Source organism: Bacillus sp. CDB3 (genome assembly GCF_002081505.1).
Taxonomy (GTDB): Bacteria; Bacillota; Bacilli; order Bacillales; family Bacillaceae_G; genus Bacillus_A; species Bacillus_A cereus_AT.
In genome coordinates, this window is sequence record NZ_ALBR01000103.1 from 1 (window position 1) to 17,876 (window position 17,876).

Genomic DNA, 17,876 nt, shown 5'->3' on the forward strand with positions numbered 1-17,876 from the left:
GATATATCTTATTAATGAACTCTTTGGTTTAACGGTATAAAGTTCAATTCCGCTAGGAATCTTTTTCTTTTTTTCATATCCCACTGTTTTTACACCAGAACCTTCGTTTGTCCACAAAAAACATACGTTTTTTAGAGGGACTTTCTATAGAAGGTCCCTTTTTTATTTCTCATGTATCCTTCAAGAAGGAAAATACAGGCGCATAGCTAAATACTTATAGTGGTGTCATACACCATTTTTCAAAAACCATCGAAGACAAATCTAATGTATCATCTAAATGAAGAAGGAGCGATCCGATGGAATTAGAAAAAGTTGTGCGCAAATATGAAGTAGATTTATTACGTTTGCCTTATGTTGTGGGAGTAGGAATGGGATTTTCACAAGGGAAAGAAGTGATTCAAGTATTTGTTTCAAAAAAAGTACCACGTTCTCAATTAAAAGTAGAAGAACAAATACCTGCACAATTGGAAACATATCTAACGAACATTATAGAAGTGGGAACCATTACAAATCATTACACGGGATAAGGGGGATAGTGTTATGGGAAAACATTCAAACATAAAGGTGTTGACGGTTCAGGAACAACAAGACATTCAGAAAGTGCAACAAAGTGTAGAGGATGATTTCTTACAGTTTCGGAATGTAACAGGCATTGGAGCCGGTATTCAACAGGTAAATGGGATTATGACAGGTACCCCTTCTTTACTTGTATTTGTAGACCAAAAACTACCTTTAGAAACATTAGAAGCCAATCAAATCATTCCAAAAGAGATAAACGGAATCAAAACCGACGTCATTCAAACAGGATATCTATTTGCTGGTACCCAGCAAACACTACAATTTGATACACAAGCACTTTCAACTCGAGTTCGCCCAGCAAAAGGTGGTTATAGTGTTGCACACCGAAATGTGACGGCAGGTACGATTGCTACTTGCGTATATGATATATTACCAAATGGTTCTACCAATCCCCCAGCACATGGGTATGGTATCCCCAGCCGATATTATATATTGAGTAACAATCATGTATTGGCGAATAGTAATAATGCAAACATAGGCGATCCTATCTTACAACCTGGTCCACTTGATGGCGGAAACGATCCCTCGGATCGAATTGCAACCTTATCAAGATTTATCCCGATTACTTTTTCTTCACAGGTACCACTTGAAAATCAAAATAATCTTGTTGATGCCGCGATTGCAGAAGCACCTTTCCATCAAATAGATCGTGCCATTCATTGGATTGGTTCTGTACAAGGCTGGCGACGGAAACAAAATGTTACCGTCGGTACACGAGTAATGAAAGTGGGACGGACCACGAATCATACACATGGCGTCATCACTGCAGTAAACGCGACCGTAGATGTGAATTATGGAAGCGGTAGGGTTGCACGTTTTCGGGATCAAATTGTCACAACAAACCTTTCTTCCGGAGGAGATTCTGGCTCTTTGATCACGACAAATGATGGCGTTGCAATTGGATTGTTATTTGCTGGTTCATCCTCAGTTTCAATCGCAAATCATATGGAACATGTGCGATCGTTACTGGACATCGAAGTAGCAGAAAATATATTATAAACGGCTCTGTTGCAAAGGTTGAAAACAACTAAGCCCGTCTATAAACTACGGTTATCGTTTACGCAATTTTGAATAGTTACTGTAATTCTTTGTACGTTGAAAAAGAGAAGTCTGGAATCTGACTTCTCTTTTGTTTATATGGTTCTGTTGCAAAAAATGGTTCCGTTGCAAAGTTTTTTGAGCTGAGCTAAACTGTAGGAAAAATGGGATATAACAGCTGTCCAATTTATGAATTTACTCCAGCTAAAGAAAAATACATTCATAAAAAAAATAGAATAAACTAAAAAGAACGGTTCTATTCGGATAGTCCGTTCTTTTTAAAAGGGAAGAATGTCAGCACTCTTCTATATTATAATCAAAAATACAGAATGTTCATTTTTTAAACGTTGAGAAAGTTTTTGTCTGCGAAGGAAGGTTGTTATATATGAATAAAGGAGATGCAATTTTAAGATTGCTATCAGAAATCAAGTTGGAGTTTAAAGAAGTAAAAGAACAGATAGAAAAAATGCAAACAAAGTTAGATAAACTAGAACAACAAACTCAGGTGAAGAACAAAATAGAGCAAAAGAAGCCAAAAACAAAACCTGAAAAAAAAGATAAGCGAGATTGGAAGTATCCAGCTAAAATGAAATAATGAATGAAAAAAGACATCTATATGGTGATATATTGCAAGGAAGTACATAGTATTAACTATCTTTTTATACATCAAAACGGAGTAGGCTATTATGCTTACCCTTTTTGGTTATCATGTAATCACTACTATATAGGCATGTATAAACAATTTCTTGAAACAAAGAAATTAATTATCAGAAAAATTCAAAAAACAATTGTGTGTATATTCATTCAAAGCTATAATAAGGGAAATTCTTCATTCAGAAAGGGGATCATACATATGAGCATCGCAATTGCTGTGTTAACATTTTTAGGAGCTGTTATTCCAGCAGCTATAGAACTTTTAAAGGTATTAGGTACGTAGTGTAGTTATCGCCTTGCTCACTTTTATCTTGTAATAACCGGCCCTAAAATGTTTGATTTTTGATTTTCCTTCACTAGTATTTCTTTCATTTTACCTTTGGCAAAGGACATATTTGTGATTCTGTTTTTGTCTTCTTTTCGTTATAGTAAGGAAGTCTTATTTCCTTTCCCAAACCATATCTCCTTTCACACATGATATGGTTTGGAATCTTTGATAACGCCTTCAAAATACACAGTAGGAATGGCAGACAAACATCAACTTAAATCAAAGCAGGCGCCATTTTACATGAGATAGCTGCAGTAAATTTCTAATAAAAAGATATAATTTAATGCTAAAGAAGCATGAAGTCATAAGCCCTCATGCTTCTTTTTTTATAAACGAACAGTTGAAATGGTATGTTTATAGAAAAGCTGTTGCGCTCCTTCAGATTCTATCAAAATAGAAAAAGCATCATACCCTTTTATCGTTCCCTTTATTTGAAAACCTTTCAGCAAAATCAGCGTAACAATCTTTTTCTTTTGCATCGCTTCTTGTAGTAACCGGTCCTGAAATGATACTGTATTCATCGTTCTTTCCTTTTGAACGGTTTGTACTTTTCTTTCCATCAATAGAATCCCCCTTATACACTCAAATTTCTCTTACCAAATTGGCTTTCCGATTCCTAAATTGATGATACGAATCCTTTTTTCTTCTTCTTTTCTTCTATTTTCTAGCTCACTTTCTAATTTACGATACCACTTTCCTTTTTTGCGTGTAAAGTACGTTTTCACTTCTACATACGGTATCCTTATCCCCTGTGTCTGAATCCGTTCCATTACACTTTCTAGTATATATTCTTCTTCATATTGTTTGGGTTTCCGCCAATACATGTCGATGAAACCTCGATATTCCTCTTGCAACCATTCAGCAATCAAATCCTTATGATTCTGTTTGAGATGTGACCATTTCTTGTTTGTTTGGAGAAGTTTACGATTTTACACGATCATGATTTTTCATGATTTCCCCTCACTTTTTTATAAGATATCTACCGTATACAAAAAAATGTAGGCTTACGCCTACTGACCTACCGTTGAACTAGCGCCATTCACACGCTTTGAAGGGAAGGGAGTATGCTGTCAGAAAACGATCTACAAAAAGAAGCACGCACATCATACAATGTCAGTATCAATTCCCTGTGTTCTTCATCCTCTATGTGAAAAGAGCGGGATCCAGTTTGAACAAACTTCATTTTCTTATAAAAAGCAATTGCATTTTTATTCTGTTCCCATACGCCTATTCTGACTTTCTTTTTCCTATGTTCTATCGCAATTTCTATCGCTTTATTTAGAAGATGTCTACCAAGATCATACTTTTGAAATCGCTTCTTTATATACAATCTTTCAATTTCAAGTGATTCATTATTCGTTTTTTCAGAACGAGTATCATGTGTATTTACCTTTACATATCCAACGAGTTCGTGTTGATACGTAACCAAAAAGAATGGCGAAGTATCATTCGATACTTCCTTACCTAATTGTTGTAAGTTACATGTTTTATCCAAATGAGCATTCATCTGTGTCAATGAGTTTTGATGCTTAAATGTCTCATAAAATGTTTCATACATAATCCTTTGAAGTCTTCGTAAGTTTTTGCAGGTACATTTTTTAATATCTACAGCCAACTGAATATGTCACTCCTCTTTTACAAATTCCTAGTCTTTTTCAAAAAACTGTTCTTTTTGAGAGATTTTACTATACCATGCAAACACAAAATCGACCATTTCAAAAAAGTCCATTGTTATAGACACTTTTTCATACAACCACGCTGATACGGCTAAAATCGCTACCTATTACATGTTCAATACGTTTTTTTGATCCTACATACACTGAAAATTTTCTAGAAAAGACAGACAATAAAAGGAAGCCATCTCTTAAAAGAGATGGCTTCCTTTTATTGTCCCAAAATATGGCGTATTTCCGACATATCCATTTTCGTAAACTTTGCAATATCTTCTATATCCATTCCGTTTTTGTGCATCCCACGGATGAGCTGGATTTTCCCTTCATGAATGCCTACTTCTTTTCCTTTTTCCATGCCTTTTTCCATACCCTCTTGAAGTCCTTCTTCTTTCCCGACTTTTCGTCCTTCTTCTATACCAACTTCACGAGCATGTGCTAATTTCGCTTGTTCATCAAATAATACTTTTTCCCGTGCTTCATATGCTAATCGGAAGGAACTACTCTGACTCATATTCTCCCATTTGTGGATCGCTTTTTGTAACATGGGGTCTTGTTTCATGGCGATATCCTCCAATGTGTGGGTCAAATGTTCATCTTCATGTGCTGGTAACAAGAGTAACCAACGAGCAAATTCATTTTCCCACGGATTAATTTTTTCTTCTCTCCATTGCTGCAGTAATTTTGGAATCTCAATAAAATGAATTTCCAAATCATCCAGCAAGACTTGTTTCTGCTGTCTACTCCAAAACTGTCCGATTGTATGCATATCTTCATAATCAGGAAAGAGATGAAAATCTAATAAGTTAATGGCAATCGTTTTTCGAAGCGAACGATACGGCATTCCTTTTTCAAGCTGAGACGTGTAGAGTTTACTCCAATAGTAAAGGGAACGTTTTATAATCTCTTGTGTATTTCTTAGTTGGATTTCGATGTTGACTTTTGTTCCGTCATGCAGTGCTGCCAGTATATCTAGTATGGATAATTTATCTTCCTCATATTCTTTATGCAAATGCGGATCTTCAATTTTCAGTGATGCAATCGGTGTAGATAAAGACTCATGTAAGATTGCGTTTAAAAAAGAAATTAATAATTCTTCTTGTCCTTGTACACCAAATAATTGCTTAAATGCAAAATCGACTCGTAAATTCACTAAAGGTTGATTCATGGATAGAGTCACCTTTCTATTTTATATTCTATATATCCATTGTATCGAAGGGCAAATAAAAGAAGCAACCCCTAATGACTTGTTGGGGGATTTTATTTTTGTTAATATATTACGTGAAATTATATTATACTTCAGTATACTGCTAAAAAGATTTCTTATAGAACTTTTTCTACCGTTTTTATCTCACAAATCACGTCAATTCCTTTTAACGGTCTATTTACCTTGTATAACAAGTTTTACCCCTCTGCATACAAAACCACTCCGAAGATTTATTCTTTATCTTACAAAGGGAAATAATAGGTCGTTTTTTTGTATTTTTCTCAAATTCCACTTTTTCATATCTTCATCCGCTATTATTTGCAGGGCTCTCTTGCAAAGTTCGATATAGATGAGTCCTCTTTAGAAATTCATCATGCTTAAATTAGATTTTGTTTTTTTTATCTATAAAGAGCTACAAAAATTAGTATACAAGGGCAAATGTAAAGAGTTATTTTGTCATTTGTACATAAATGTCTACCTTTACGAACAAAAGAAGCACCCAGATGGACGCTCCTTTTGTTCGTGACTTTTAAATAACTTAGGCTCATTATAATTATGTTGAAAATATAAAAAAGACTTGTACATTTCATTCTTTTCTATTAGCTAAGTCTATTTTGATAGCGATGGTAGACTGTCTTCATACATGATGTCGGTAGCACGTTTATTACGATAATTAGATGAGATATCTAAAATCTCAACATCTACCATTATATATTCTTTATTTTTTTCAATTACTGGTGATATATTTGTAACCTTATACGTTCTATTTCTTGGTAAAAGTAATTCCATTTCTCCAGGATTGTTACTCAAGGGATCTACATATATAGCTGGAACTCCTTTAGGGACATGGATTTTCATCAAAATAGGATGTAAACTAAATGCCTCTGCCGCATCTTTAACAATGCTAGTACTCATATATGCTGGATCTTTTTTATATTTTCCCTGAAACCTATTTTTAAAGAATTCAAAGCTTTCCATATTTATCTTTGAAGTACTGTTAACTGGATCGTCCTCTTTTAGATCCAGTTTCACTAATGAGTTTCCTGGCAATCCAAATGCACTTTCACGTACTCGGCGATAGACTATCATATCATCATGTAGTCTCACCCTGGAAAAAGCACGATCTATCTGTTTAATACTCGCCTCTGTTTTTTCTTGATCTAAAAAATCAAAATAATCAGAACGTAGATAACTGTTAATCATATGATAATCTATCGCAGTATAGCCTCTGACCACATCTTTTTCTACTTGTGGAGTAAGTTTATTCCACAGGTTAAATAGTTCATTTCCCCAAGCTGTCGCTTCTGATTTACATTTTGAATGAAAGTCCAATGGATTCGTAGAATGACACTGGTGGTGAGAAGTAACTGTCTCTGCCGAAGTGCTAATAGGTATAGTTAATAATGACACCATACCTATACATACAATATATATATTCAACATTCGTTTGTTTTTCAACATCTCTTTTTCCCCCTCTTTTAGCTGTTACATCTTTTTTTGCTGAAGCACCATCATAGCAAGTCTTCTGGATAGAAATACGCTTACAAGTCCAGTATCTTCATTACCTGCTTCGCTTGTTCATCCTCTACACGGTAAAATACTTCTAACCCTTTTCGACTAGAGGTGACAACTTTAAGTAGTTTTAATTTACCTAACTGCTGGGATACGTTGGATTGTGGTATATCAAGGTGCTGTTGTAATTGAGAAACATTTAAGGGCTCTTTCTTCAGTAATTTATAAATAATTTCTAAACGTACAGGATGAGCCAGTGCCTTTAATACTTCTGAAAGACGTTCATAGTCGCTTGATTTCATGTGAACGGCATGTGTCATAAAATAGTCCTTCCTTAAAGAGATTCATAATGATAATTAATCATATATAATAGAAGAGGAATCCCATTCTATTTATGATTCCTCAATTGTTTCTGGATTCCCTGATCCTTTTGTACGCACAGTTTGAAAATTAGATGTTTTCTGTGATTGAATGGTAGGTAATTGTAACCTGATTTCCATTTGATGTCCTTCTAATGAAGGGTTATTAAATGTATCCAGTACTTCCTGTAATCTTGTAGAAGGTTGTACAAAGTAATTTGTTATACCTTGGTAAACACCCACCCAAAAATACGAATGATTATAATTAAATACTGCTTGCGGCAAATTAAACTCACGTCTAATGGAATTTTGTTGTAATAAATTGGTTCCTATTGTTTTCGTGGTTTGCCACATTCCATTACCACCCAATCTAAATGCGTGTCCATATCCAATTTCAAAATCTAACCCTAAAGTTTGTCCGATGGAAAAAGCTTCCTCTTGTGAAACTCCTACTGTACTATCAAGGTTAAATGAATAGGCAGAGGTTTTATTTAACCGTTGTGAATCTATTAATTTATAATAATACTCTGTTATAGATTTGGTTCCTTTCACCCAATCCACATCTTTTGGAACAGCCCATTTTCCTAGAAGTTCTCCGGCTTTGACATCCGTTGTATTTTTCAAATAATAGTTACTATTTATTCTTGGGTAAGGTTTGGAGTTTTTGTCCATAAATATTGCATGTTGAAACAAAGATCCAGGACTGCCTTGCGGTAACCATGCCCCCTTCGGAAAATCCTTCATCGCTACAATATCAATATACACATATTTATCAATATCTGATTCTATAGTAGTTTTTTCTCCTATTAAAGGTAAAGGAGTATTAGGATCATTAGGTGAAGGAATATCTTTAAAATGCTTTCCATCCACTCCCTCCATTTGACTAGTATCTATATTTGTCGCTGCATGAGAAAGTGCAGGGCTTATTAGCATATTCTCTCCAAAAATAAACGTGCTTGCAAGTGAGGTGACAACGATTGTATGTTTTAGTGTCTTCATAACTAAAATCCCTTCTTTTTATTAATTAAGTTACCCAGCTAAAAAATCGAAAGGACACGATCCATATCGGATGGTATCCTAGTCTTTGGTCCTGTGTTAGGTAATGAAACACCGCCATTTTTCGGTGGAAAAATACATTCAAAAATATCTGAATCTCCTTATACATTTTTGTAGTGAACTTAGGATAATCTTTTTCCCATGATATGATATTAGTTACAAATTGTATCGATTCTTCTGCACTAGCAATACTAGGGATCATGATATATGAAGTACTTACCATATAAAAAATAGATATCTTGATGTTTTTAATATTATGATGTTGGTTTCCATTTTTGACCTGGTTTTGAGATATTTGATATAACCGTTTTAAGAAAACATTCTTCTTTTATAGCATCACATCCCTCTACAACAGAACCTAACCATTGTTATTTTATCTATAAGTATAAGAATTTAACGTTAGAAGTATATCATCTGTAATAAGTAATTTACATATATAAAAAGTCCTTTATATAGACTTTTTATATATGTAAATTAGATGGATATTCAATAAAATTCTCTTGAAAAGTTTGAGAAATGTAAAAAATGCTAAAGATTAGAGAGAAGATTTAAGCAATCGTTATTAATTTCTGTAATGCTGTGCAGCTTCTTACTGTTATTTATTCGCTAACTTCCATAACTTCAAAAGGGGTTTGTATGTCCTTTTCACTAGATGGCGAATCCACATCCTGTTTCATCCAAGTTTTTTCAGTATTTTCCCCTTTGTATCCATTAAAAGATGGTATCCTACCAACAATTTCACCTTGGTAGGACTTATATGTCATAATAGGTTTTCCTATTCCTATAAAATTGTCTTTTGATGATCCATAAATTTTACGATCTGTCCTAGCATCATAATTTAAATAAACAGATTCGAGTATCTTATCAAAGGCCCAATATTGTGATCTAGAATTAACTTTAGTTGATTTCACTCTAATCCAATCACCAGATTTAATTAACCCATCTGTTTTATCGTTATTCTCAAAAATAATTGGTGTTCCATTATCAGTTGACCTTTGGCAAAGGACATATTTGTGATTCTGTTTTTGTCTTATTTCCGTTATAGTAAAGGAGTCTTATTTCCTTTCCACAACCCTATCTCCCTTCACACATGATAGGGTTGTGGATTTTTGATGCCGTCTTCAAAATAGAAAGGCGGGCAAAGAAAAACATAAATCAAAGCAGGCACTACTTTACATGAGATAGCTACAGTAAATTTCTAATAAAAAAGATATAATTTAATGCTAAAGAAGCATGAAGTCATAAGTCTCCATGCTTCTTTTTTTATAAACGAACAGTTGAAATGGTATGTTTATAGAAAAGCTGTTGCGCTCCTTCAGATTCTATCAAAATAGAAAAAGCATCATACCCTTTGATTGTTCCCTTTATTTGAAAACCTTTCAGCAAAATCAGCGTAACAATCTTTTTCTTTTGCATCGCTTCTTGTAGTAACCGGTCCTGAAATGATACTGTATTCATCGTTCTTTCCTTTTGAACGGTTTGTACTTTTCTTTCCATCAATAGAATCCCCCTTATACACTCAAATTTCTCTTACCAAATTGGCCTTCCGATTCCTAAATTGATGATACGAATCCTTTTTTCTTCTTCTTTTCTTCTATTTTCTAGCTCACTTTCTAATTTACGATACCACTTTCCTTTTTTGCGTGTAAAGTACATTTTCACTTCTACATACGGTATCCTTATCCCCTGTGTCTGAATCCGTTCCATTACACTTTCTAGTATATATTCTTCTTCATATTGTTTGGGTTTCCGCCAATACATGTCGATGAAACCTCGATATTCCTCTTGTAACCATTCAGCAATCAAATCTTTCTGATTCTGCTTGAGATGTGACCATTTCTTGTTTGTTTGGAGAAGTTTACGATTTACACGATCATGATTTTTCATGATTTCCCCTCACTTTTTTATAAGATATCTACAGTATACAAAAAAATGTAGGCTTACGCCTACTGACCTACCGTTGAACTAGCGCCATTCACACGCTTTGAAGGGAAGGGAGTATGCTGTCAGAAAACGATCTACAAAAAGAAGCACGCACATCATACAATGTCAGTATCAATTCCCTGTGTTCTTCATCCTCTATGTGAAAAGAGCGGGATCCAGTTTGAACAAACTTCATTTTCTTATAAAAAGCAATTGCATTTTTATTCTGTTCCCATACGCCTATTCTGACTTTCTTTTTCCTATGTTCTATCGCAATTTCTATCGCTTTATTTAGAAGATGTCTACCAAGATCATACTTTTGAAATCGCTTCTTTATATACAATCTTTCAATTTCAAGTGATTCATTATTCGTTTTTTCAGAACGAGTATCATGTGTATTTACCTTTACATATCCAACGAGTTCGTGTTGATACGTAACCAAAAAGAATGGCGAAGTATCATTCGATACTTCTTTACCTAATTGTTGTAAGTTACATGTTTTATCCAAATGAGCATTCATCTGTGTCAATGAGTTTTGATGCTTAAATGTCTCATAAAATGTTTCATACATAATCCTTTGAAGTCTTCGTAAGTTTTTGCAGGTGCATTTTTTAATATCTACAGCCAACTGAATATGTCACTCCTCTTTTACAAATTCCTAGTCTTTTTCAAAAAACTGTTCTTTTTGAGAGATTTTACTATACCATGCAAACACAAAAACGAACATTTCAAAAAAGTCCATTGTTATAGACACTTTTTCATACAACCACGCTGATACGGCTAAAATCGCTACCTACTACATGTTCAATACGTTTTTTTGATCCTACATACACTGAAAATTTTCTAGAAAAGACAGACAATAAAAGGAAGCCATCTCTTTTAAGAGATGGCTTCCTTTTATTGTCCCAAAATATGGCGTATTTCCGACATATCCATTTTCGTAAACTTTGCAATATCTTCAATATCCATTCCGTTTTTGTGCATCCCACGGATGAGCTGGATTTTCCCTTCATGAATGCCTACTTCTTTTCCTTTTTCCATGCCTTTTTCCATACCCTCTTGAAGTCCTTCTTCTTTCCCAACTTCACGAGCATGGGCTAATTTGGCTTGTTCATCAAATAAGACTTTTTCCCGTGCTTCATATGCTAATCGGAAGGAACTACTCTGACTCATATTCTCCCATTTGTGGATCGCTTTTTGTAACATGGGGTCTTGTTTCATGGCGATATCCTCCAATGTGTGGGTCAAATGTTCATCTTCATGTGCTGGTAACAAGAGTAACCAACGAGCAAATTCATTTTCCCACGGATTAATTTTTTCTTCTCTCCATTGCTGCAGTAATTTTGGAATCTCAATAAAATGGATTTCCAAATCATCGAGCAAGACTTGTTTCTGCTGCTTACTCCAAAACTGTCCGATTGTATGCATATCTTCATAATCAGGAAAGAGATGAAAATCTAATAAGTTAATGGCAATCGTTTTTCGGAGCGAACGATACGGCATTCCTTTTTCAAGCTGAGACGTGTAGAGTTTACTCCAATAATAAAGGGAACGTTTTACAATCTCTTGTGTATTTCTTAGTTGGATTTCGATGTTGACTTTTGTTCCGTCATGCAGTGTTGCCAGTATATCTAGTATGGATAATTTATCTTCCTCATATTCTTTATGCAAATGCGGATCTTCAATTTTCAGTGATGCAATCGGTGTAGATAAAGACTCATGCAAGATTGCATTCAAAAAAGAAATTAATAATTCTTCTTGTCCTTGTACACCAAATAATTGCTTAAATGCAAAATCGACTCGTAAATTCACTAAAGGTTGATTCATGGTTAGAGTCACCTTTCTATTTTATATTCTATATATCCATTGTATCGAAGGGAAAAGAGAAGAAGCAACCCCTAATGAGTTGTTGGGGGATTTTAATTTTGTTAATCAGTTTAGTACGTGAAATTGTATTATGCTTCATTACCATACTAAATAGTTATTTTCTACTTCTTTTATCATTCAAAGCTACTTAATTCCTTTTAAGGGTCTATTTATTTTGTATAAAAAGTTTAATGCGCTCTGCATACAAAACCCTTCCGAATCTCTCTTCGTTGCCTTACAGATGAATATGAGCATCCGTTTTTTGTGTCTTTCTCAAAATCCACTTTTCCATATCTTCATCCGCCATTATTTGCAGGGCTCTCTTGCAAAGTTCGATATAGATGAGTCCTCTTTAGAAATTCATCATGCTTAAATTAGATTTTGTTTTTTTTATCTATAAAGAGCTACAAAAATTAGTATACAAGGGCAAATGTAAAGAGTTATTTTGTCATTTGTACATAAATGTCTACCTTTACGAACACAAAGAAACCTTTTCTTAAGAAAAGGTTTCTTTAACAACTATTGAGGTTCTGTTGCAACGTTAACGTCTTTTGCTCAATCTATTGAAATTTTTATTCACTTTAAAACAAAACCATTGTAATCATCCTTGATTTTACCCACATATTTATTTTGTGACATCTTCATAAAAGTATTTTTCTACAAAGTAGATCACTTTCTCATTGTCTTCACGTGTTAAGCTGCAATAGGTATGTAACCATTTATCATTGAGCTCATTCTTCAGCGTATGCATATCTATAGGGTTCCATTTGTTTTCGTTATGCACATCTCGAATATTCATATATGTTTGATACACATCCATTTTAAACTGCATGAGTTCCTCTTGTTCAGATGATTTGAGTTTGTTTATCGATCGGTCCGATAAAGACTCCATGTGTTGTACATCATATTGCCTTCCACATAGTATCATCGCAATTAGCACCTCTTTACATGTTCTATTTTCGTTTATAATTTCTACGTATCTACAATCTTTATCTACGTGAACCTACTACGGATATCCACCATTTTCTTATAAACGAACACTATGATAGTAAATATATAACATGGTCTCTTTACAGTCCATTGGTAATATATAGTTCTATTGCGGAATTTTTTAGCAGATACAAATCAAGCGTTGCCTCTTCGGAATCCACAACATGAAAAAGTACTTTTATTAAAAAGTACCGTTGTCTGTGGACTTTTTTGAAATGTTTATTTTTGTGTTTGTATGGTATGTTTAAAACTCTTAATACTCCTGGAGAACGCATCATTACATAATGATCAAAATATGTAGCGATGTAATAAAAAGAATGAGTATGTAAAGTAATAACAACCTATATGAATGTTGTAACTTTAGGAACTAATTTACGTAGTATGTCTTAAAGAGGAAAAATAGGAGCTTTAAACCAGATTTCTGTTTGTTTTGACATGCAGTGAATTACAAAAATTATTTATAGTTGTATAATCGTTAGTGGCCAATCTCTCATCTCATTTGATATTCAGGAACCTTGCACCAAAGCCACATTTAACTTTCTCAACAAGATACAATTACATTTTCAAAAATTAAATTGTTTTGTATCATGAAGAGAAGATCTAGCAGTTTTTTTATAAGATTTTGATTAATTTTATAAACGCTCTTAGGTATCAGGCATATTATTGGAGGAGATTCACTTATATCCGTCCTGAGTATTATAATCTCGATAGCCCAGATATCCATTGGGAAGTTAAATTAAAACTTCATTTCCCTCTGTTCGGAAAATGATACTTATCAAAATGACTTTTTGAATACTTTAGAATATAGATAAGTTATATGTGGTCACAAAAATTAATAGAGGGGGAAAATGATGCGCTTCAAGATTAAAGAAACTCGGAAAAGGTTTGGTGATACCCTACTAAGCCTAGCTGAAAAAATTAATTATGATTATAGTAATCTGTCTAAAATTGAAAGAGGAGTTTATACCCCCACCTTAGATTTACTTCATAAAATTGCTACAGTATATAATATGGAAATAAGCGATTTAATTGTTCATTCGAATGTAGCAAGTAAAAAAATTTTAGATATAGGGGATATGGAACTTTTACAATACTATACTTTCACCTTAAACAAAGAAGAAATTTCACAAGAAGAACTAAGTTTTTTGATACAAACTCTACAAATTATGCGTCAAACGATCAAAAATGTAAAGAGGCAAGATTTTGATGAATAACATCGTATCGCTGGAGCATGAATAGAATCCCGTGTAACATGTGGCAGCTTTTTCTTTTAAAAAGCAAGAAACTGATCGACATGTCGCAAAGGGTATTGTAAATCTTTTTGGTAGACAGGCATACAATGCCCTATTACTTCCGTAACTTCATTATGATAATTTTTAGGCTTTAGAAAAATAATTATAAAAATATCAGGATTTTTATCTGAAAAATAGTAGAATAAAACACTCTTCTGATCCCACGCTAACCTATAAAGTTGTTTGAATTTTTTTCTTGGCACTTTATCTCCTATATAAAAAACGGTATCCACTGTTTTTCCCATAAGATCCTCTCGTTTTTGAAGAATTAAATCGATTAATTGAGGACAAATATCTGTAAAGACAAAATCATCACCTGATTTTTTAAATATGAAATACATCTTAGGATGTACATCTTCATACTCTTGGAAAAGATTTTCAAATACAGAATATAAAACTGGCTTGAGTTCGATACGCCGTCCTCTCCTTTCACCTTTTCCTGAAAATTACATAGTTTGCTTAATATAATTGGTGTATATAACCAAAAAATATGTTCTTGATTATGTCTTCTAGACAATAACTCAATAGTACTTCTTATTCTACATACTTTCCTTAATGTGTCTATTGAGAAAATGGTATATATCTCTTTAATTATCCATACATATATTTATTTTTTTAAACAGAAAAATCCATTTATGGCGTGGGATCTATCTCCTTTCACTATAATCATAAGTGAATTTATTGAGGGAATCCCCTATATATAGATCTTTTTCATAAAAATTATATTTGACATTATTTTCTCAATAAATTGGTTTGTTGAACCAATTTAAACAAAAAGTAAATTTTAGTGAAAAACTTTGGTTCTGTTGCAAAGTTTTTGAAAGTAAGCTAAACTTTGCAACAGAACCGTATTTTTTGCTTAGCGTATATTTTCGTTAAAATGTTGGCATTAGTGTTAGAGTTCAAAGGTAACAAATTGCTCTAAGTGTTCGAATGTACCTTGAAATTCATTTTTTTGAAAAGATGCGCAATGTGCCCTTACTCGATCTACTTGCTGATTCACATATTGAGGTTCTAGATACATTATCATAAATATATCCACGTTCTCAACAGGAAAATAACAAAATATAATATTTTTACCAGTCCACGCTAAAGAGTAAATTGTTTTTAATTTTTGCTTCATCGCTTCATCTCCTATAGATCGTGCGGTATCTACAGTATGTCCAATATAATCTTCTCTTTGTTGATGGAGGGCTTGAAGTAAACACTCGTTTATATCTGTACAAACAAACTGCTCTTTTACTTTTTGAAATATAAAATACATAGGAGGATACTGTTTTTCATATTCGCGGAATAACTCTTCTAAAAGTGAACGAAAATACATTTTCAATTTCATATCGATAGCGCTCCTTAATATAATTATAAATATTTATATTATAATTAAATGCATTTAAAAAGTTAAGAATTATTTGTGTTTTTATAAATTTTATGTAAATCAAAGTAATTTAAGTTGCAACAGAACCGAAAAAAAGCATGCCAAATACATATTTCCGATTTGAAAACATGAAAAGAAAGTACTCCAATAAGGGGAAGAACCTATATCCAATAGAGACATTCTTTTATGAAGTCGTGCTATTCAAAGGAACCGTTCCGGTTTCCATGACCTGGCTTATTTTATAAACAAAAAACCTTGTAACATTCCCCTTTTTTTCTGAACGGACACTTTTTCAACGCCCTCTTATTTTGTATGAGGTTCTGTTGCAAAGTTTTTCTTTTCCACCACTTCTTGTAATAACCGGCCCTGAAATGTTTGATTTTGTGTTTTTCCTCACTTGTATTTCTTTCATTTGACCTTTGACAAAGGACAGATTTTTGATTCTGTTTTTGTCTTATTTCCTTACCCCAACCATATCTCCTTTCACACATGATATGGTTGGGAATTTTTGATGCTGCCTTCAAAATAAATAGTAGGAATGGCAGACAAACATAAATTTAAATCCAAGCAGGCGCCATTTCACATGAGATAGCTGCAGTAAATTTCTAATAAAAAGATATAATTTAATGCTAAAGAAGCATGAAGTCATAAGACTTCATGCTTTTTTTTATAAACGAACAGTTGAAGTGGCGTGTTTATAGAGCAGGTGTTGCTTTCCCTTTTTGAGTGATAGAACACAGTAGAATTCAATAAAGAGCGGAACAAATAGAATACAATGGTTTCTATCCTTACGTATTTGACGAATGCAGTAATAACTGCTCATTCTTTTATTTGATATAAAACTCTGTATAGGAGTGGCTCCTCGCCATGTAATCAAGATATCACTTGGTATAATAAACCAAATATTGGTTCATATTGAAAACAAGAAGAGCGATGAGAATGTATGTATTCTTTGAAATATATACATTCTCATCGCATACTTTCAAGGGACGAAAAGAGTGAAAATATATAGAAAGAAGGTAGAAGTATGTTACGTGCAATTTCAAAGATGCTAAAGATGGCAGAAATCAGAAGAAAAATTCTTTTTACACTGTCCCTGTTGCTTGTTTTTCGACTCGGTACATTTATCCCTGTCCCTTTTACAAATGCTAAAGTATTAGAAGAAATGTTAAACATACAAGATCAAACCAATATACTAGGGATGCTGAATGCATTTGGAGGAGGAGCCTTACAAAAGTTCTCTATCTTTGCTGTAGGTATTACTCCCTATATTACAGCATCCATTATCGTACAGTTGTTACAGATGGATGTAGTACCTAAATTTACAGAGTGGGCAAAACAAGGAGAAATGGGCCGTAAAAAGTTAGCACAATTTACGCGATACTTTACCATCATTCTTGCCTTCATTCAAGCATTCGGGATATCCATTGGCCTGAACAATATGACAGGCGAACAATTAATTTTGAACCCCGGTTGGAAGACGTATTTACTTATCTCAATTGTATTTACTGCAGGCACTGCATTTTTAATTTGGTTAGGTGAAAAAATTACAGAAAAAGGAATAGGAAATGGAGTTTCGATCCTTATCTTTTCCGGACTGGTTGCAGAGATTCCCAATATGATAAAGTCTATTTATTTAAAGGAATTATACATGGCTGGAGATCAATTATTTATCAATATTGTAAAAATCATATCCATCGGACTTGCTATGTTAGCAATCATGGTCGGTGCCATCTATGTGCAAGAAGCGATTCGTAAAATTCCCATTCAATATGCAAAAAACGGTATGAGAAGTACTTCCTACCAAGGAAGAGCACATACACATTTACCTCTTAAAGTAAATAGTGCAGGTGTCATTCCCGTTATTTTTGCTTCTGCATTCCTAATGTTGCCACGAACGATTGAAATGATAGCCCCTGACGCTGCTCTATCTAAATGGTTAAGTACAAACCTGAATTTTACTCATCCGATTGGCATGACGCTTTATGTTGGACTCATTATCGCCTTCACATACTTTTATGCATTTA

19 protein-coding genes and 1 pseudogene are annotated in these 17,876 nt (G+C 33.6%); 5 read left to right on the forward strand and 15 right to left on the reverse strand.

What is annotated here, in order from left to right; translation table 11 throughout:
• Positions 1-296: 296 nt before the first annotated feature.
• The 3 genes from CDB3_RS28315 to CDB3_RS28325 all read left to right on the forward strand — a co-directional run bounded on the left by CDB3_RS28315 (position 297) and on the right by CDB3_RS28325 (position 2,212).
• On the forward strand, positions 297-527 hold the full coding sequence (locus CDB3_RS28315; RefSeq protein ID WP_128856751.1) for a hypothetical protein: 231 nt from the start codon (positions 297-299) through the stop codon (positions 525-527).
• Between the two features lie 13 nt (positions 528-540).
• Positions 541-1,578: a chymotrypsin family serine protease gene (locus CDB3_RS28320; RefSeq protein ID WP_128856752.1), complete on the forward strand. Its 1,038-nt coding sequence runs from the start codon at positions 541-543 to the stop codon at positions 1,576-1,578.
• Positions 1,579-2,002: 424 nt separating this feature from the next.
• Positions 2,003-2,212 (forward strand): hypothetical protein, encoded by a 210-nt coding sequence (locus CDB3_RS28325; RefSeq protein ID WP_128856753.1) that lies wholly within the window; start codon positions 2,003-2,005, stop codon positions 2,210-2,212.
• A 713-nt stretch (positions 2,213-2,925) separates the two neighbouring features.
• Here CDB3_RS28325 and hfq (CDB3_RS28335) read toward each other — a convergent pair.
• From hfq (CDB3_RS28335) to CDB3_RS28395, 13 genes and pseudogenes are all read right to left on the reverse strand, one after another.
• Positions 2,926-3,159 (reverse strand): RNA chaperone Hfq, encoded by a 234-nt coding sequence (gene hfq, locus CDB3_RS28335; RefSeq protein ID WP_128856755.1) that lies wholly within the window; start codon positions 3,157-3,159, stop codon positions 2,926-2,928.
• A gap of 33 nt (positions 3,160-3,192) precedes the next feature.
• Positions 3,193-3,550: pseudogene (locus CDB3_RS28340) on the reverse strand (transposase).
• Positions 3,551-3,638: 88 nt separating this feature from the next.
• Entirely contained in the window at positions 3,639-4,214 is a 576-nt protein-coding gene (locus tag CDB3_RS28345; RefSeq protein WP_128856756.1) for a GNAT family N-acetyltransferase, read from the reverse strand.
• A 269-nt stretch (positions 4,215-4,483) separates the two neighbouring features.
• Positions 4,484-5,437 (reverse strand): Rpn family recombination-promoting nuclease/putative transposase, encoded by a 954-nt coding sequence (locus tag CDB3_RS28350; protein WP_128856757.1) that lies wholly within the window; start codon positions 5,435-5,437, stop codon positions 4,484-4,486.
• Positions 5,438-6,085: 648 nt separating this feature from the next.
• Entirely contained in the window at positions 6,086-6,937 is an 852-nt protein-coding gene (locus CDB3_RS28355; RefSeq protein ID WP_128856758.1) for an ADP-ribosyltransferase, read from the reverse strand.
• 80 nt (positions 6,938-7,017) lie between these two features.
• Complete coding sequence (locus tag CDB3_RS28360) at positions 7,018-7,308, reverse strand: ArsR/SmtB family transcription factor (RefSeq protein WP_128856759.1); 291 nt, start codon at positions 7,306-7,308, stop codon at positions 7,018-7,020.
• A gap of 72 nt (positions 7,309-7,380) precedes the next feature.
• Positions 7,381-8,346 carry a hypothetical protein gene (locus CDB3_RS28365; protein ID WP_128856760.1) on the reverse strand — a complete coding sequence of 322 codons (966 nt, stop codon included), beginning with the start codon at positions 8,344-8,346 and terminating at the stop codon, positions 7,381-7,383.
• Positions 8,347-9,002: 656 nt separating this feature from the next.
• Positions 9,003-9,314 carry a hypothetical protein gene (locus CDB3_RS31880; protein WP_179139765.1) on the reverse strand — a complete coding sequence of 104 codons (312 nt, stop codon included), beginning with the start codon at positions 9,312-9,314 and terminating at the stop codon, positions 9,003-9,005.
• A 352-nt stretch (positions 9,315-9,666) separates the two neighbouring features.
• A complete protein-coding gene (hfq, locus tag CDB3_RS28375; RefSeq protein ID WP_128856755.1) occupies positions 9,667-9,900 on the reverse strand; it encodes an RNA chaperone Hfq in 234 nt (77 codons plus the stop codon).
• Positions 9,901-9,933: 33 nt separating this feature from the next.
• Positions 9,934-10,290 (reverse strand): transposase, encoded by a 357-nt coding sequence (locus CDB3_RS28380; protein ID WP_128856761.1) that lies wholly within the window; start codon positions 10,288-10,290, stop codon positions 9,934-9,936.
• Between the two features lie 88 nt (positions 10,291-10,378).
• Positions 10,379-10,954, reverse strand: coding sequence for a GNAT family N-acetyltransferase (locus CDB3_RS28385; protein WP_128856756.1), 576 nt, complete (start codon positions 10,952-10,954; stop codon positions 10,379-10,381).
• 269 nt (positions 10,955-11,223) lie between these two features.
• The gene (locus tag CDB3_RS28390) at positions 11,224-12,153 is read right to left on the reverse strand and encodes an Rpn family recombination-promoting nuclease/putative transposase (protein ID WP_128856762.1); all 930 of its coding nucleotides are present in this window, start codon (positions 12,151-12,153) and stop codon (positions 11,224-11,226) included.
• Between the two features lie 664 nt (positions 12,154-12,817).
• Positions 12,818-13,120, reverse strand: a complete 303-nt coding sequence (locus CDB3_RS28395; RefSeq protein ID WP_128856763.1) for a hypothetical protein — start codon at positions 13,118-13,120, stop codon at positions 12,818-12,820.
• A gap of 913 nt (positions 13,121-14,033) precedes the next feature.
• Here CDB3_RS28395 and CDB3_RS28400 point away from each other — a divergent pair.
• Positions 14,034-14,396, forward strand: a complete 363-nt coding sequence (locus tag CDB3_RS28400; RefSeq protein WP_128856764.1) for a helix-turn-helix transcriptional regulator — start codon at positions 14,034-14,036, stop codon at positions 14,394-14,396.
• A 56-nt stretch (positions 14,397-14,452) separates the two neighbouring features.
• Here CDB3_RS28400 and CDB3_RS28405 read toward each other — a convergent pair whose 3' ends face one another.
• Positions 14,453-14,719: a hypothetical protein gene (locus CDB3_RS28405; RefSeq protein WP_256869952.1), complete on the reverse strand. Its 267-nt coding sequence runs from the start codon at positions 14,717-14,719 to the stop codon at positions 14,453-14,455.
• Between the two features lie 650 nt (positions 14,720-15,369).
• Complete coding sequence (locus tag CDB3_RS28410) at positions 15,370-15,810, reverse strand: hypothetical protein (protein WP_256869953.1); 441 nt, start codon at positions 15,808-15,810, stop codon at positions 15,370-15,372.
• 1,066 nt (positions 15,811-16,876) lie between these two features.
• Here CDB3_RS28410 and secY point away from each other — a divergent pair.
• Positions 16,877-17,876: preprotein translocase subunit SecY (gene secY, locus CDB3_RS28415; protein ID WP_128856766.1), on the forward strand; the 1,000-nt coding region annotated here is incomplete at its 3' end.

Excerpts from the sequence above, each read along its gene's own strand:
- CDB3_RS28320 (WP_128856752.1), top strand. The coding sequence starts at position 541 with ATGGGAAAACATTCAAACATAAAGGTGTTGACGGTTCAGGAACAACAA.
- CDB3_RS28360 (WP_128856759.1), bottom strand. The coding sequence starts at position 7,308 with ATGACACATGCCGTTCACATGAAATCAAGCGACTATGAACGTCTTTCA.
- CDB3_RS28395 (WP_128856763.1), bottom strand. The coding sequence starts at position 13,120 with ATGATACTATGTGGAAGGCAATATGATGTACAACACATGGAGTCTTTA.
- CDB3_RS28380 (WP_128856761.1), bottom strand. The coding sequence starts at position 10,290 with ATGAAAAATCATGATCGTGTAAATCGTAAACTTCTCCAAACAAACAAG.
- hfq (WP_128856755.1), bottom strand. The coding sequence starts at position 9,900 with ATGGAAAGAAAAGTACAAACCGTTCAAAAGGAAAGAACGATGAATACA.
- CDB3_RS28315 (WP_128856751.1), top strand. The coding sequence starts at position 297 with ATGGAATTAGAAAAAGTTGTGCGCAAATATGAAGTAGATTTATTACGT.
- CDB3_RS28390 (WP_128856762.1), bottom strand. The coding sequence starts at position 12,153 with ATGAATCAACCTTTAGTGAATTTACGAGTCGATTTTGCATTTAAGCAA.
- CDB3_RS28400 (WP_128856764.1), top strand. The coding sequence starts at position 14,034 with ATGCGCTTCAAGATTAAAGAAACTCGGAAAAGGTTTGGTGATACCCTA.
- CDB3_RS28325 (WP_128856753.1), top strand. The coding sequence starts at position 2,003 with ATGAATAAAGGAGATGCAATTTTAAGATTGCTATCAGAAATCAAGTTG.
- CDB3_RS28410 (WP_256869953.1), bottom strand. The coding sequence starts at position 15,810 with ATGAAATTGAAAATGTATTTTCGTTCACTTTTAGAAGAGTTATTCCGC.
- CDB3_RS28365 (WP_128856760.1), bottom strand. The coding sequence starts at position 8,346 with ATGAAGACACTAAAACATACAATCGTTGTCACCTCACTTGCAAGCACG.
- CDB3_RS28355 (WP_128856758.1), bottom strand. The coding sequence starts at position 6,937 with ATGTTGAAAAACAAACGAATGTTGAATATATATATTGTATGTATAGGT.
- hfq (WP_128856755.1), bottom strand. The coding sequence starts at position 3,159 with ATGGAAAGAAAAGTACAAACCGTTCAAAAGGAAAGAACGATGAATACA.
- CDB3_RS28350 (WP_128856757.1), bottom strand. The coding sequence starts at position 5,437 with ATGAATCAACCTTTAGTGAATTTACGAGTCGATTTTGCATTTAAGCAA.
- CDB3_RS28405 (WP_256869952.1), bottom strand. The coding sequence starts at position 14,719 with ATGGGAAAAACAGTGGATACCGTTTTTTATATAGGAGATAAAGTGCCA.